Source organism: Neisseria sp. 20925_1_37 (genome assembly GCF_041433255.1).
GTDB lineage: Bacteria > Pseudomonadota > Gammaproteobacteria > Burkholderiales > Neisseriaceae > Neisseria > Neisseria flavescens_D.
This window is the reverse complement of record NZ_JAPWBC010000001.1, coordinates 252505-268569: the sequence shown is the minus strand read 5'-3', so window position 1 is coordinate 268569 and position 16065 is coordinate 252505. Positions and strand designations below refer to the sequence as shown.

Genomic DNA, 16065 nt, shown 5'->3' with positions numbered 1-16065 from the left:
TTATATACAAGCCAAACGCAACACCCAAGCCCCGTTTTTCCCTCCACTTCCCACTGACAACCGCCCTCGCCGCAAACCGCCTTTCCCTTATCCCGTAAGGAAAAGCGGCAACCCAACGCATTCAAATCCACCGTCATCAAAATGTTTCAGACGGCCTGTTTTCCTTCCGTCCAATCCGGGCCGTCTAAAAATTTCACTGTTGCATGTTGTAATCAAGAAACCGTCCCAAAATTCCGTTTAATATAAACAAAAACAATCCGCCTTTTCCCGTTTTCTTCATTACCATGATTTAAAACAGACATAAAACACCAAAAAATGGAATTAATAAAAATAAAATTTCAGAAAATATTAAATAACATTAAATTTAAACCTGCATTTCTACTCTAATCATCTACAATCAAAAATAATCAAACCAAAAAATTTCAATAAAACATTAATTACACACCACTACATTTTTGCTATAATTGCCGCCATTCAATCCACAACCCAAACCCAAAAGAAGAGGAAAAGCCATGGGTATCAAAGTTGCCATCAACGGTTACGGCCGCATCGGCCGCCAAGTAGTGCGCGCTATTTTTGACTACAAACTGCAAGACCAACTCGATATCGTTGCCATCAACGCCAGCGGCAGCATCGAGACCAATGCTCACCTGACCAAATTCGACACTGTTCACGGCCGCTTCAACTCTGAAGTTTCCCACGATGAGAAACACCTCATCATCGACGGTAAAAAAATCCCTTACTTCTCTACCCGCAACCCAGCCGAATTGCCATGGGGCGAATTGGGCGTTGACCTGGTAATGGAATGTACCGGCGCGTTTACCAGCAAAGAGAAAGCCAAAATCCACTTGGAAAGCGGCGCGAAAAAAGTGCTGATTTCCGCTCCCGGCGGCGATGACGTTGACGCAACCGTAGTTTACGGCGTAAACGACGACGTGATTACCGACGACATGACCGTTATCTCCAACGCGTCTTGTACCACCAACTGCCTGGCGCCTGTTGCCAAAGTGTTGAACGAAAACATTGGTATCGTAAACGGCGTGATGACCACCATCCACGCGCTGACCAACGACCAAACCGTCACCGACGTACGCCACAAAGACCTGCGCCGTGCGCGTAGCGGCGTGGAAAACATGATTCCGACCAAAACCGGTGCTGCAAAAGCCGTCGGTTTGGTATTGCCGGACCTGAAAGGCAAGCTCGACGGCCTCGCCATCCGCGTACCGACCGTCAACGTTTCCCTGGTTGACCTGAGCTTCCAAGCAGGCCGCGACACTTCTGCCGAAGAAATCAACGCGCTGATGAAAGCCGCTTCCGAAGAAGGCCGTCTGAAAGGCGTATTGGCCTACAATACCCTGCCGCTGGTTTCCATGGACTTCAACCACACTACCCAAGCCAGCACATTTGACTCTACGCTGACCAAAGTTACCGCAGGCAAAATGGTTAAAGTGTTCGCATGGTACGACAACGAGTGGGGCTTCAGCTGCCAAATGCTGAACACCGCGCGCCGTATGTTCGGTTTGGAAGTACGTCCGTTCTAATCGGCTTCCAACACAAAGGCCGTCTGAAATATCTTTTCAGACGGCCTTTTGTATTTCCTTTAAAATATCGCATTCCCATTTATTTTCAGACGGCCTCTTCATGTTTTCCAACGAATCCGCCCCCAACCTCCTGCAAGGCTTAAACCCCGAACAACTCTCCGCCGTAACCTGGCCGCCGCAATCCGCCCTCGTTTTGGCAGGCGCAGGCAGCGGCAAAACGCGCGTACTGACCACGCGTATCGCATGGCTTTTGCAAAGCGGGCAAGCCAGCGTGCACAGCATTATGGCGGTAACGTTTACCAACAAAGCCGCCAAAGAAATGCAGACCCGTTTGGGCGCGATGATTCCCGTCAACGTCCGCGCCATGTGGCTCGGCACGTTCCATGGCTTGTGCCACCGCTTTTTGCGCCTGCACCACCGCGACGCAGGCCTGCCCTCCTCCTTCCAAATCCTCGACAGCGGCGACCAGCTTTCCCTGATCAAACGCCTGCTCAAAAGCCTCAATATCGCCGAAGAAATCATCGCGCCGCGTTCGCTGCAAGGCTTTATCAACGTGCAAAAAGAATCCGGCTTGCGCGCTTCCGTCTTGAGCGCGCCCGATCCGCACACCCGCCGCATGATTGAGTGCTACGCCGAATACGACAAAATCTGCCAACGCGAAGGCGTGGTCGATTTTGCCGAACTCATGCTCCGCAGCTACGAAATGCTGCAAAACAACGAAATCCTGCGCCAACACTACCAAAACCGCTTCAACCATATTCTGGTCGACGAGTTCCAAGACACCAACAAGCTGCAATACGCATGGCTGAAACTGATTGCCGGTAACAATGCCGCCGTCTTTGCCGTCGGCGACGACGACCAAAGTATCTACCGTTTCCGCGGCGCAAACGTCGGCAACATGACCGCGCTGATGAAAGAATTCCACATCGACGCGCCCGTCAAACTCGAACAAAACTACCGCTCTGTCGGCAACATCCTCGCCGCCGCCAACGCCGTCATCGAAAACAACGACGAACGCCTCGGCAAAAACCTGCGCACCGACGCCGAAGCAGGCGACAAAATCCGCTACTACTCCGCCTTTACCGACCTCGAAGAAGCCCAATTCATCGTGGATGAAACCAAAGCCCTCGAACGCGAAGGCTGGGATTTGGAAGAAATCGCCGTCCTCTACCGCAGCAACGCCCAATCCCGCGTCATCGAACAAAGCCTGTTCCGCAACGGCATCCCCTACAAAATCTACGGCGGCCTGCGCTTTTACGAACGCCAAGAAATCAAACACGCCCTTGCCTATCTACGCCTCGCCGTTAATCCCGACGACGACAACGCCCTCTTGCGCGTGATTAACTTCCCACCGCGCGGCATCGGCGCACGCACCATCGAAAACCTTCAGACGGCCTCAAACGAACAAGGCATCACCCTCTGGCAGGCAGCCTGCAATGCCGGCGCAAAAGCCACTAAAATCGCCGCCTTCGTCCGCCTGATTGAAGCCCTGCGCAACCAAGTCGGACAAATACCCCTGTCCGAAATCATCGTCGGCATCCTCAAAGACAGCGGCCTGACCGAACACTACCGCACCCAAAAAGGCGACAACCAAGACCGCCTCGACAACTTAGACGAACTCGTCAACGCCGCCATCGAGTTCAAACCCGAAGACAGCAACTTTGAAACCCTGCCCGAAAACATTTCAGACGACCCCGCCTTCCCCATCCTCGCCTTTCTCAGCAACGCCGCCCTCGAATCCGGCGAAAACCAAGCAGGCGCAGGCGAAAAAGCCGTCCAACTCATGACCGTCCACGCCTCCAAAGGCTTGGAATTTAACGCCGTCTTCCTCACCGGCATGGAAGAAGGCCGCTTCCCCAGCGAAATGAGCCTTGCCGAACGTGGCGGCCTCGAAGAAGAACGCCGCCTCATGTACGTCGCCATCACCCGCGCCCGCAAACGCCTCTACATCACCATGGCGCAACAACGCATGCTGCACGGACAAACCCAATTCGGCATCGTCTCCCGCTTCGTCGAAGAAATCCCGCCCGAAGTATTGCACTACCTGTCCGTAAAAAAACCCGCCTACGACAGCTACAGCAATACGCGCCAAACCACCGTACAACGGGACAAAATCATAGACGACTTCAAACAGCCGCAAACCTACGCAGGCTTCCGCATCGGACAAAACGTCCGCCATGCTAAATTCGGCACCGGCGTCATTATCGATGCCGTGGACAAAGGCGAATCCGCCCGACTGACCATCAACTTCGGCAAACAGGGCGTAAAAGAGCTGGATACCAAGTTTGCAAAATTGGAAGAGATGTAAAAGGGAGATGGCATAGGTCGTCTGAAACTCGTAGCCTGGGCTTTGCCCACGAATCAAACTCAAAATTTCAGACGACCTCTTTAAATCATTATCTTGGGCAAAGCCCACGCTACGATGTACACCGATGAGGCAAATAGTCGTCTGAAAACGGGGGCAACGAGCTTTGCCGAAACCGCTGCCGTCATTCTTATTTTTGTAGAAATGAAAGTAGTGAAAAATTGGCATAATTAACCTTATAGGATAATCATGCTAAATATTATTTCTTTTCATTAAGACGGATAGGTATAATTGTAAGAGAAATTAATCATGAAAAAGTATATCTTTTATATTAGATAATTAATTCTTAATCAAAAAATACTCTTTGGGAAATGTATTATGACTACATCAAACAAACCATCTTTGTATCAACAATTAAAAGAATCTCCTCTACAGACTGATATTGGAGAATTTTCTTTTTTAAGTGAACAACTAGGTAATGGAGGGAATTCTACAGTTTTCTTATTTGAAAGAAATGGAAAAAAATATGCTATTAAATTCTTCACTGTTAATGGGGATGCGCGAAAATTAAAAAGGTTTATAGATGAGTATTTTACGTTTGCTCAATGTCCGTCTCATGAAAACATCTTGCATCAGTATCATTTTGATAAGGTAAAAATAAATGATGATTTTTACTATATCATTATTTCTAAAAAATTTGATTGCTCCCTAAAAAAATTTAAGGAAAGTGTTTTATCTGATATTGAAGATAAACAAGAGAAAATTAAGAATATTGAATTGATATTTAAATTGCTTTGTAAAGGCATTCATCACTTACATAGTAACTCAATAATACATAGGGATTTGAAGCCTGAAAATATTTATATCAATATAAAGGAAAATAAAATTGAAGATTTAGTTATAGGGGATTTTGGAATTGCTCATTTTGATCCTGAATTATACGATAGATTGTCTGAGACAAGAGGTGGGGAAAGGTTAGCTAATTATAAATTTAGTGCTCCTGAACAATCAGTCCCTGGAGGAGAAGCAACTTTCGCTAGTGATATTTTTGCATTAGGTCAAATCATGCAATGGTTAATAACAGGGGATACACATGAAGGTAGTAGAAGAACGAAGGCTTTACCTAATCATCCATTTTTTGATGCAATCATTGATAAATGTTTAGCCAGTAGGCAGGAGGATAGATTCCAATCTATCGATGAAATCAATGAAAAAATTATAAATTTAAATAGTAATAGAGAAAAACTGTTACGAGAGCAAAATCTTGAAAAGAGAGTTTGGGATGCTATCTATGATTTAGACGAGATTATCAGAAAAACATGTACTACTATACGAAGAATAGAAACTTTAGAGAATCCACAATTAATTGAAGAATTTTTAACTAATTTCAATAGAATTAATACAAGAGAAAATTTTTGGTGTATGAATCAAGATGGGGGCGATAATTATGCCGAAAATTGGAATAAAAAAGATGATTTATGGATAATGGGGAATTTTAAAGATGGTTTTGGAGTAGAGTGTAAAATTGATAAGATACATGTTTATAGAGGAAATACTCCGTATAAAAACTTTTTCATTATACAAACAGCCCCAATTCCCAAATTTGAATATTTGGATATTCATGGTAATCCTATTCAAAGAAGTGAGCCTGGGCATTATAAAGATCGTGCCTATTTTTTTGAAGGTAAGTGTATTGATCCTAGAGAAGCCGACAACGGATATTATCGCGATAGTACAGGAGCATCCATAGAGTTAACGAAAGAAAATCATTATGAATTGGAAAGAATTTTAACTAAATATGGATTTATGGTAGCTCCTATTGAAACTCCAATAAACAAAATACATCCGTATACAATAGCAAGTGATTTCATAAAAGCTGTTATTGAAAATGATGGTTTAACTGAAGAATTGGTTGATTCATTTGAGGAAAAAACTCGCAGTGATTATGGTTGGGCAATTAAAGGGAGTTTATAAATTTATAAGTTTTTATTTTTGAATAAGGATCGTTTAAAAACCTAAATCGTTTTTTCAGTAAGTGTAGGTTGGCTTGAGACCCAACACAAGCTGTTGTATCTTCTGCGATGTTGGGTTTCCAACCCAATCTACCCGAAAGGTCGTCTGAAAGCCTAAATCTGTCTTTCAGACGACCTTTTTCCGTCCCATTTGCCGTGTAATAAAAATAAACATATACCCCTTTAATGAATATTCTCTGCTAGGATTCCGGCAAGCCTTCAACGGTGAGATTTTTATTTATTCTTACAACGGAGATTCCCTAATGAAAATGAAACTATTGTTTTCAGCTTTAGCCTTGTCCGCGTTTATGATGGATGCTCAGGCACACGTGACTATTCGCAATTACGCCAACGGTGTGGACAGTATTGCAGGAAAATCAGACCATTTCCGCCTGAATGTGCCTACCAATCGCGGCAAAGCGGTGACTAAAGTGAAAATGGTTGTTGCTGAAGGCGTTAAATTGTTGTTCGTCCATCCTATGCCGGGTTGGACTTATACGACCGAGAAAAATGCTGAGGGCAATATCGTCAGCATTACTTACAAAGGCCGTATGGAAGCGGGCGAATTTACTGCGTTTCCTTTTATTGCACTCAATCCTAAAGGCGATGTTTCCGTTAAATACAAAGCATACATCACCTACGAAGATGGCGTGGTCGTGCCTTTCGACGGTTCGGAAGAAGCAAAAGGCTATCAACCGACCATCCACCTTCGTTAATCGGCTGCGTACACCAGCCTGATTTTTGCAGGTTAAGCTAAACGCTGAATTTATCGGCATTCAGGCTAAACTGTATCTCTGCCAAATATAAGGCCGTCTGAAAACTAAATGGGTTTTCAGACGGCCTTTTCCTTTGAGGATTAATGATTAGGCTTTAGGTTCAACATCATTCTCTGCTTTGGGCGGAACGGGGGCAAACCAGCCGACCAGAAGCAGCAGCAGGCCGACGATGATAAAGGAGGCAATGCGCTCGATACCGCCGCTGTTGGAAAGCTCGATCAGGAAGAGTTTGACAACCACGATGCCCATCAGCGTCGCGCCTGTCATCCAGTAGGAACGCTGTTTGCGGCGGTTGCCGAGTACCATCAAGATGATGGCGGTTACTGCCCAAACGACGGAGAGGCTGGCTTGCAGGCCGAAGGATTGGAGCATGATGTCGAGACGCCAAGTGATGCCGTCGTAGAAATGCCATACGCGCATCACGCCTGCGCTGATCAGCATAAATGCCAAGGCGGCGACTGTGGTTGCCGTGGTACGGCGAAGGTCGGGCGGCAAGGCTTCGGGCAGAGATTTCAGGGTAAACCAAAGCATGCCGGCGCAAGCGAGTTCCAATGGGTTAAGCACGGGAATATACGGCAACGGTGAAGGTTGGAACGGCGTGGAGAAGTTGGTCCACAGCATCCAACAGGCAGCGGCAAGGGCGCACAACGGCATAGCAAAATGCTGATAAATGGCTTGATGTCGTCTGAAAAATTCGCGTTGGTGCTGCGTATGGAAAACAATCCACATTGCCAAAGGCACGACAAGCCATGAAAGCTGAGTCCAAACGCCGGAGAGGAGGCCGCCGACATACAGCGCGGTCCAAAGCGTCCAAAGTACGCCGAGTATCGTGATATTGAGTTTGTGCAACCAAATCAGATCAGGGCGCGGATAGTTGTTCAGAATAATGAAGTTCAACACGGTAGCGGCGGCAAGCGGCAAGGCTGCGGCGGCTGTCCATGCGTGTTCGGTATGATAGAAGACGAAATGCAGGGCAAACACGGGCAGGAATGCCAAGTTTGCCTGCAGCAACTCTTCCCATTTCAAACGTTTGGCAAACAGAAGCAGGCTGGCAAATATCGGCCACATCCACAACGCGATAAACAGGGTTTCCTCGCCTGTCCATTGCATATAAAGGGCGTAGCTGCCTGTCGCCAACGCAGTAAGCAGGATGATCCAGCCTGAAACCTGCGCAAAGTAAACCTCGTTTCCTTCCGGCTTTTCAGTGTTAACCGGCACGCGTGGATATTGCAGCGCGTAGGCAGCCGCAAAAAGCAAAGGCGTAGCGGCAATAAGGTACAGATGGCTCAGGAAGCCTTGGGATTCATAAATGATGCTGGATTGCAGCAACAGGGCGAACAATACATTGCCCAAGGCAAATGTGATAAATACATTCGGCTCATGTTTGCGCCGGCAGAATGCCCACGCCGCCGCCAAAGCAGAGAGAGCGACAATGCTGCCTTGGTCGGTCAAGAAAAGCAAAGGCAAAATAGAGATGTACAGCAAGGCGGCAGACAACACGGCCGTCTGAACGGATTTTTCCCATTGCGCCGAACCTTCGCGACGCGAGAAATACCACAGCAAGTAAATCGCTGCTCCGCCAAGCAACACCACAACCGTTGTAAACCACTGCCCTTCCAGAACGGTATCCGTGCCGAAGCCCTGATAATTGCCCAACTGAATCAGTGCCGCCAAGAGATAAACCATCAGCGCACCCAAACGGATATGCGGACGCTGTTGGCGCAGACCGAAGAAATAAACCAGTGCAGATTCAGCACTCCACAAAATGACCGTATTGCTCGGTTCAAAATAAAGCGGAACGGCAATCGTGAGGAACAATACCGCCAACGCAAAAAACGCCTGACGCAAAATATACAAACCCTGCTGACGTTTCAGCATCAGCGCCGCCAATCCGTAAACAGCGGCAAAACCCAATGCAGAAAGCGCATCCGCAGACGGCCAATGCTCCACCATGCGGTATTGCAGGCCAAACGCCGCCGCCATCGTGCCAAACAATAAAGTATGGTCGAGGACATGCACGCGCAGGCCGTGTGTATAAATGCTGTTGCCAATCTCCTCTAAAGTCGCATTGTCGGCAATCGGCGTAACGTTGTCTTCGCTGTTTTCCGTCAGCTTACGGCGTGCAAACAGATACGCGATAAAGGTATAGAGCAGCCAGTGGTAAATCAAGAAAGGCTCGGTCGTGGCGAAATGTTGCGGCGTATAGCTGCGCATACCCCACAGCGCGGCAATGGCAAAAGTAGCGGCAAAACCCGTCAGATTCAGCGGACGCCATGCCTTAAACCAAGCAATCACGGCCACACCGCCATTGAGCAGGGCAAGATAAGAAAACAGCACCAAATAATTGCCGCTGCCGTCTGAAGTCAGCAAAGGCGCGGCCATACCGCCGACTAAAGCAACCTGCGCCATAATCTGCGCATTCTGCCTTACCGCCAGCCACGCCATCAGCACAACCATCGCCACCATCAGCCCGAATACGACCGACACAGGTAGCAGCGGATGCAGTTTCAACGCCGCCAACGCCGTCAAATACATCACCGCCACGCCGAAACCCTGCAACGCCAAGCCATATTCACGCTTACGGCTTTGCAGCTTCCAGCCGCCGACCACCGCCACCAAACCCGCGCCAGCCACAGTCAAATAACGCAGCTCCACCGGCACATGAACCCGCTCGGAGGCATAGCGCAAGAGGAACGCCAAACCGAGAAACAGCACCACAATACCGGTTTTCAACAGCGGATTGCCGCGCAAGAACCAAGCAACCATCGGATTGTCGGAAAACTTGTACTCTCCGCCTTCCGACTGAGCTTTATGGATAACGAATTGACGCGATGGCGCATCTTCACTTTCAGACGGCATCGAAGCAACAACAACCTCTTCTTTAGACAGCCCTGCTTGTTCAGCAACAACCGGAACAACCGCCTCGACAACTTCTTCCACAACAGGCTCAGACGAAGCAGCAGCCTTGGCAGAAACAGGATCAATAGGTATAGAAAAAGAAGGGGCAAACGCTTCCTCAATCTTCTGCTTAACAGGCGCAGCTTCCGCCTCAGGCTCAACCCGGACATGAAGCGGCTCAGAGGCCGTCTGAACATCAGCAACAGCCCGAGCCTCAAGCCCCTGCCCTACCTTCGCCTCATCACGGACAGCCTCATGCTCCAACACAGACAAACGCCGTTTCAGCAGCTCGATTTCCTGCTCCAGCTTTTGCATCCTGTCGCCTGCCGTAGCAGATTCAGCCAAACGCTCTTCTTGGCGTTGTTTGGCGATTGACCAAGCAACCAGCCAAAACAACGACCCAATAATAACGCCAGTGAACATCTCATCAGCAAAATAGCCGATAATAATAGGAATAAGCAGGCCAAAAAACTGCATGAAACACCTGTTTGATAACAATAAGAATATGCCGATTGTAACACCGGCAACATTATTCATGAAAAAAAGAGACAAAAGGCCTAGAATAAAAGCATACGGCGAATAGAATATAAAGAATCGGAATAGAAAAAGGCCGTCTGAAAATATTTAGGGATTTTCAGACGGCCTTGGGTGTGTTGTGAATTTCAACTATCGCATACTTGCCTTGAGATACTAACGCGACAAATCGATATTTTTGTTTATCCCGCACGCTTTTCTATCAGAGCAATTTCTGCATCATTCAAACCGTACATCTGATAGACAGTTTGGTTGATTTTGTCATCTAAAAAGGCAATGTGCTGATTATAGAAGGTTTGGTCAGATTCGGTTTCAGCAGTTTTTGCGTTTTGTTTGGCTTGAAGCATTTGGTCGGCAAGTTTGACCAGTTGATCATGCAAGGTTTGGTTTGTCCGACTCACTTTTGGCAACATCAGTTGCTCAACATGGGCTTTTTTGACCTCTGCCAAGGCTTCACCGCTTTCAGGATTGAGCTGGTAATAGCAAAAATCGATCAGTTTAGAGTTTAAGACTGCTAAAATAAATTTTTGGTTTACCTTCTCCGAAATCAAAATATGTAGATTATTCCGACAGATAATGTCTTTGCCAATGAGAGTAGCAATGATTCGGTCGGCAGTTTGGCGGACGATGATCTTTTCGGGAGCGGAAAAGATTTCCGGTTGACGTGGTGCTGCCAGCCATTCACCGTACTGTATCCACGAGTCTTCGTTCCAGTAGCTGATGTATTTGTTCATCAAACTGCCGCGCATCAGCGGCTTCCAGTTCTCACCTTCGGGCTTGGGGCAATCTTCTTTAACGTAAGGTTTGTCTTTGACAGTTTCTTTGCTTTGCGGCGGATTACCTTTGCCTTTTTCAAATGGTTTCACCCCGTTGTAAACAATAGTGCAGTCTTGCAATGCAATAGACTGTTTTTTGATTTTCTCAAACAGAGTAGTTTCTTCAGGAGTGGCAAGAATGTTGATGATGCCGCCTTGTTTGTCGAAGTGGTTCTGGTCAAGCCGCTGGTAAGACGAAATTTGGCAGTTTTCTGCCATTTCTACGTCAAATAGATTTTTACCGTTCAGACGGCCTTTTTCAAAAATCAAGACATGGGTATCGACAACAGCATCGAAAATGTGTTCTTTGCCGTGCAAAATTTTCTGCCATCGGTAATCATTGAGTAGATAACGTCGGATCTCAGTGTAAGTGAGAGATTGCAGCCATGTATTCGGCACAATCATGCCAATTTTGCCATTTTCCGCCAAAAGTGCGCCACTACGCTCAAGGAAGAGCAAGTAGAGGTCGTATTGGTAGTTTTGATGTTGATAATGTTGCTCGAAATAGGCACGTTGATCTTTTTGCTCTTTGCTGCTGACTTTGACGTAGGGTGGATTGCCGACTATTGCGTCAAAGCCTTTTTGAGGTCGTCTGAAAACTTTGGGAAAGGCTTGTTCGAATTCAAATGGGTTGATACTGCGTTGGTGTGGACGATCAAAATCGGGCAGATTGTCCATGATATCGTAGCCGATGAGGGCATTGCCACATTTGATGTTGCCACTCAAATCAGGCAGGATTTTTTCGGCAAACAAGACGTTCATTTCGTTAGCAGTCACCATAGTTTCATCTTCCAAAAGCTTGAGAAAGAGGGAAACTTGGGTTACTTCGGCTGCTTGCATATCAATATCCACACCATAGACATTATCAAGCAAGATTTGTTGCTTCTGTCGAATTGACAATACCCACACGCCGTTTTCTTCGTCCCAATGGCAGCCTGCTTCTTTAGCAGCAGTGGGGTACTGATTGTAATAGCTGCGATACCAATCTAAAAGTTTACCGTACACTCCAATCAAAAAGCTACCGCTACCACAAGCAATATCGGCGACTTTCAGTTCGGCAACTTTGGATGGATACCGCGCCTTTTCTAACAATGGGCCAACAGTGTGTTCGACAATGTAATCTACAATGTATTTGGGCGTATAAAACACCCCGCCTGCTTTACGGACTTCAGGTTTCTGCTCAATAAGAGCTTTACCATCTTGAATACTGATAACTTTACCTAAAAAGCGTTCATAAATGTTACCAAGAATGTGGATGGGGATGTAATTGAAATCGTAAGGGGTGTTGGTATGGTCAAGATCAGCTGCAATTTCTCGGAATTGAGCTTCGTCAGCGCCGAGAAAACCATCTTTATCCATGAAATGCGGCTTAAACACAATGCCGTTGTATTTGATATCGAGGCGGCGGCATTCTGCAATAAATTTTTTCCACGGTTTGGCTGCATTGGCAATATTATGTAGCAGATTTTCAGGCTCAATTTGTTTGTCTTCCAAGAAACGCATGAAAACAAGACGATCAATAGTGCGCTGAGTAGCTTCGGTCAATTGATAGTTGTCAAGATTAGGATTGCCGGTGTAAAAGGCTTGCGCCATTTGCAGACGGATTTCGTCGATGTATTCAAGAAAACTATCATCAATAGATGCACCGCCGCCGAATAAATTGCCTTGTTTGCCGCTTTTACCTTTGGGTTTGGGCAGATTGCTGATATAGGCTTGCAGGTTGCCTGCAGCTACGGCTTCGCGTGAAAACAGCCAGAAGACTTCGGCAAATGTATCTTGGTTAAGAAAATCAGTGTAGGTATAGTATTTAATTTCAGTAGATAAGGCAGTATCAAAGTCAGGTTTGTGTCGGCAGTCGATAATGACGAATTCCTCAAAATCGGTCAGTACGGATACCCCTGTTTGTGAGTTCCAGCCGTATTTGGCCGTCTGAAAATAGTCAGCTTGATTCTTCCGCAATGTACGGCTTGGTTTTTTAGCCTCGACAAAAAATTGTACGGTTCGATAATCTGGCGCAAGGTGGAAAGCGTAATCGGCACGTTTCTGTGCCTGAGAACCTTCCTGTCTTTGGGCTTTTTCTACTTTAACTTCTTGCTGATATGGATTTTTCTGATGATTATGTGCCACATCCCAGCCTAATGCCGTAAAGAATTTATCAATAAAATCTTGACGGACAGCAGCTTCGGTATAACTTGGTGAGAGGTAGTAATCAGAGTTGGTTTTGAAGTCTTCAATTAGTTGTACAACTTGTTGATGAGCAGTTTCCAGCATGTTTTTTCCTGTTTAGTTGATCTTTTCTCAGACGGTTGAATTTATTTTTCAGACTACATGAGGTAGTGGAACTTTCCTGAACTCAATGCGCCTCTTCCCAATTCATCCCCACACCCACTTCTGCCACCAGCGGCACGTTCAACATCCCTTCGTCCACTTTCGCCATAATCTGCGGCAGTTTTTCTTTGACTAAATCCAGCTCGGCTTCGGGTACTTCCAACACCAATTCGTCATGTACCTGCATAATCAATTTGGTTTTCAGGCCATCGGAATCCAACCAACGGGATACGTCTATCATGGCGCGTTTGATGAGGTCGGATGCGGTGCCCTGCATGGGGGCGTTGATGGCGGCGCGTTCGGCTCCGGCGCGGGCGTTGGCGTTTTTGTTGTGGATGTCGGGCAGGTAGAGGCGGCGGCCGAACAGGGTTTCGACAAAGCCTTGCGCGGCGGCTTGTTCTTTGGTGCGCTGCATGTATTCGGCGACGCCGGGATAGCGGGCGAAGTAGCGGTCGATAAAGTTTTTGGCGGAGATGTTGTCGATACCCAATGATTTGGCGAGGCCGTATTGGCCCATGCCGTAAATCAGGCCGAAGTTGATGGTTTTGGCGTATCGGCGTTGTTCGGACGAGACGTTTTCGGGTGCGATGCCGAACACTTCGGCGGCGGTGCGGCGGTGTACGTCTTCGCCGTTTTGGAACGCGGTAATCAGGGTTTTATCGCCGGAGAGGTGTGCCATGATGCGCAGCTCGATTTGGGAATAGTCGGCGGAAACGATGACGCTGCCTTGCTGTGCGGTGAAGGCGCGGCGCACGCGGCGGCCTTCGGTGGTGCGTATGGGGATGTTTTGCAGGTTGGGGTTGTTGCTGGCGAGGCGGCCGGTGATGGCGACGGCTTGGGCGTAGGTAGTATGCACGCGACCGTCTTTGGGGGAAATCATTTCGGGCAGTTTGTCGGTGTAGGTGGATTTGAGTTTCGCCAGGCTGCGGTTTTGCAGGATGATTTTTGGCAGGGGGTAGTCGGGCGCGAGCTGTTCGAGCACGGCTTCGTTGGTGGAAATGCCGCCTTTGGCGGTTTTTTTCAGGCCTTTGGTGGGGATGCCCATTTTATCGAACAGGATTTCTTGGAGCTGTTTGGGCGAGTTGAGATTAAACGGCTGGCCTGCGGCGGCGTAGGCTTCTTGTTCGAGCTTCATCAGCTCGGCGCCGAGTTCCGCGCTTTGGCGGGCGAGTTCGGCGCGGTCGATTTGCACGCCGTTGCGTTCCATTTCAAACAATACCTGCGCGACGGGCAGCTCCATTTTTTCATACATTTCAAGCTGTTTGGTGTCCATCTGCGCGCGCAGGTGCGCTTCGAGGCGCAGGGCGAAATCGGCGTCTTGGGCGGCGTATTCGGTCGCCTGCCCGATGGAGACGTCGGCAAAACCGATTTGCTTCGCGCCTTTGCCGCACAGCGATTCGTAGGTAATGGTTTCCAAGCCCAGCCAGCGTTCCGACAATTCGTCCAAACCGTGTCCGAGATGGCTCTCGATGATGTAGGAAGCGAGCATGGAATCGCCGGCAATGCCGTTCAGGGCGATGTCGTAGTTGGCGAAAACGTGTTGGTCGTATTTGAGGTTTTGCCCGATTTTTTTCAGGGCAGGGTTTTCCAAATGCGGTTTCAGACGGCCTAATACGTCTTGTAAATCAAGTTGTTCAGGTGCGGCAGTCAGGCTGTGTCCTACGGGGATGTAAACCGCCTCGCCTGCCTGGAACGCGATGCTGATACCAACCAGCGCGGCGTTCATCGCGTCTAATGACGTGGTTTCCGTATCGATGCCGATTTGGTCTGCTTGCACCAGTTTATCTAACAAGGCGGCAAACTGCGCTTCGGTGGTAACGGCTTGATAATCCAGTTTTTCAGGGGCTGGAGCGAGTTCGGGTTGTTTTTCAGGCTGTGTTTCCATCGCCAATGCGGCTTGTTCGCCAATATGCTCGCTACCGAACAAATCAGTGTTTTGCGCTTCGTGCATACGGCTTTCCGCCTCTTTCAACCAAGTGCGGAAGCCCCAGCGTTTGAAATCGACAACCAGTTGCGCCCATTTAGGCGTAGTGCGGCGCAGGCTTTCGAGGCCGTCTGAAAGCTCGGTGTGCAAATCCACATCGGTTTTAATCGTTACCAAATCATACGACAGCGGCAGTTGTTCCAAAGCGGCTTGCAGGTTTTCGCCGACCTTGCCTTTGACTTCGCCAGCGTGTTCCATCACACCAGCCAGCGAGCCGTAGGCTTCCAGCCACTTCACCGCGGTTTTCGGGCCGCATTTTTCCACACCCGGCACATTGTCCACCTTGTCACCCATCAGCGCGAGATAATCGCAGATTTGGTCGGGGCGCACGCCGAATTTTTCCTTTACGCCTTCAATGTCCAGCGTTTCGCCGCTCATCGTATTCACCAGCGTCACGCGCTCGTTCACCAGCTGCGCCATGTCCTTATCGCCGGTAGATACCACCACGTTCCACCCTGCTTCGCTAGCCATCTTAGCCAAAGTACCGATAACGTCGTCCGCTTCCACCTGCGGAATCACCAATACCGGCCAGCCCATCAGGCGCACCAAATCCGGCAAGGCTTCCGCCTGCGGGCGCAAATCGTCCGGCATCGGCGGACGCGTCGCCTTATAGTCGGGGAACATCTCATGGCGAAAATTTTTGCCCTTAGCGTCAAACACCACCGCGCAATAGTCGTGCACATAATCCGCCCGCAGGCGGCGTAACATATTCAACACGCCATACATCGCCCCCGTCGGCGCACCATCGGGCGCAGACAAATTCTGCCCCATAGCATGATAGGCGCGGTAAAGATAAGAAGAGCCGTCAACGAGAAGGAGTGTGGGTTTGTTGGACATGGGGAACCTGCTGTGTGTATGAAAATAATGTACGG

At 48.3% G+C, this 16065-nt stretch carries 7 protein-coding genes; 4 read left to right on the top strand and 3 right to left on the bottom strand.

Annotation, left to right across the window (positions count from 1 at the left end):
* Positions 1-512 precede the first annotated feature (512 nt).
* From gap to O3661_RS01250, 4 genes are all read left to right on the top strand, one after another.
* Complete coding sequence (gene gap, locus O3661_RS01265; RefSeq protein ID WP_003684617.1) at positions 513-1541, top strand: type I glyceraldehyde-3-phosphate dehydrogenase; 1029 nt, start codon at positions 513-515, stop codon at positions 1539-1541.
* A gap of 100 nt (positions 1542-1641) precedes the next feature.
* Complete coding sequence (gene uvrD, locus O3661_RS01260; RefSeq protein WP_371492040.1) at positions 1642-3849, top strand: DNA helicase II; 2208 nt, start codon at positions 1642-1644, stop codon at positions 3847-3849.
* Between the two features lie 375 nt (positions 3850-4224).
* A complete protein-coding gene (locus O3661_RS01255) occupies positions 4225-5820 on the top strand; it encodes a serine/threonine-protein kinase (protein ID WP_371492039.1) in 1596 nt (531 codons plus the stop codon).
* 301 nt (positions 5821-6121) lie between these two features.
* The gene (locus O3661_RS01250; RefSeq protein ID WP_371492038.1) at positions 6122-6574 is read left to right on the top strand and encodes a DUF1775 domain-containing protein; all 453 of its coding nucleotides are present in this window, start codon (positions 6122-6124) and stop codon (positions 6572-6574) included.
* Between the two features lie 147 nt (positions 6575-6721).
* On the opposite strand, the gene O3661_RS01245 is transcribed toward O3661_RS01250, so the two are convergent.
* From O3661_RS01245 to polA, 3 genes are all read right to left on the bottom strand, one after another.
* Positions 6722-10009, bottom strand: coding sequence for a DUF2339 domain-containing protein (locus O3661_RS01245; protein ID WP_371492037.1), 3288 nt, complete (start codon positions 10007-10009; stop codon positions 6722-6724).
* A 239-nt stretch (positions 10010-10248) separates the two neighbouring features.
* Entirely contained in the window at positions 10249-13152 is a 2904-nt protein-coding gene (locus tag O3661_RS01240; RefSeq protein WP_371492036.1) for an Eco57I restriction-modification methylase domain-containing protein, read from the bottom strand.
* Positions 13153-13234: 82 nt separating this feature from the next.
* On the bottom strand, positions 13235-16030 hold the full coding sequence (gene polA / locus O3661_RS01235) for a DNA polymerase I (protein WP_371492035.1): 2796 nt from the start codon (positions 16028-16030) through the stop codon (positions 13235-13237).
* Positions 16031-16065 lie beyond the last annotated feature (35 nt).

Bases quoted from the DNA above. Each gene is read 5' to 3' on its own strand.
- uvrD (WP_371492040.1), top strand. From the start codon at position 1,642: ATGTTTTCCAACGAATCCGCCCCCAACCTCCTGCAAGGCTTAAACCCC.
- O3661_RS01240 (WP_371492036.1), bottom strand. From the start codon at position 13,152: ATGCTGGAAACTGCTCATCAACAAGTTGTACAACTAATTGAAGACTTC.
- O3661_RS01250 (WP_371492038.1), top strand. From the start codon at position 6,122: ATGAAAATGAAACTATTGTTTTCAGCTTTAGCCTTGTCCGCGTTTATG.
- O3661_RS01245 (WP_371492037.1), bottom strand. From the start codon at position 10,009: ATGCAGTTTTTTGGCCTGCTTATTCCTATTATTATCGGCTATTTTGCT.
- O3661_RS01255 (WP_371492039.1), top strand. From the start codon at position 4,225: ATGACTACATCAAACAAACCATCTTTGTATCAACAATTAAAAGAATCT.
- polA (WP_371492035.1), bottom strand. From the start codon at position 16,030: ATGTCCAACAAACCCACACTCCTTCTCGTTGACGGCTCTTCTTATCTT.
- gap (WP_003684617.1), top strand. From the start codon at position 513: ATGGGTATCAAAGTTGCCATCAACGGTTACGGCCGCATCGGCCGCCAA.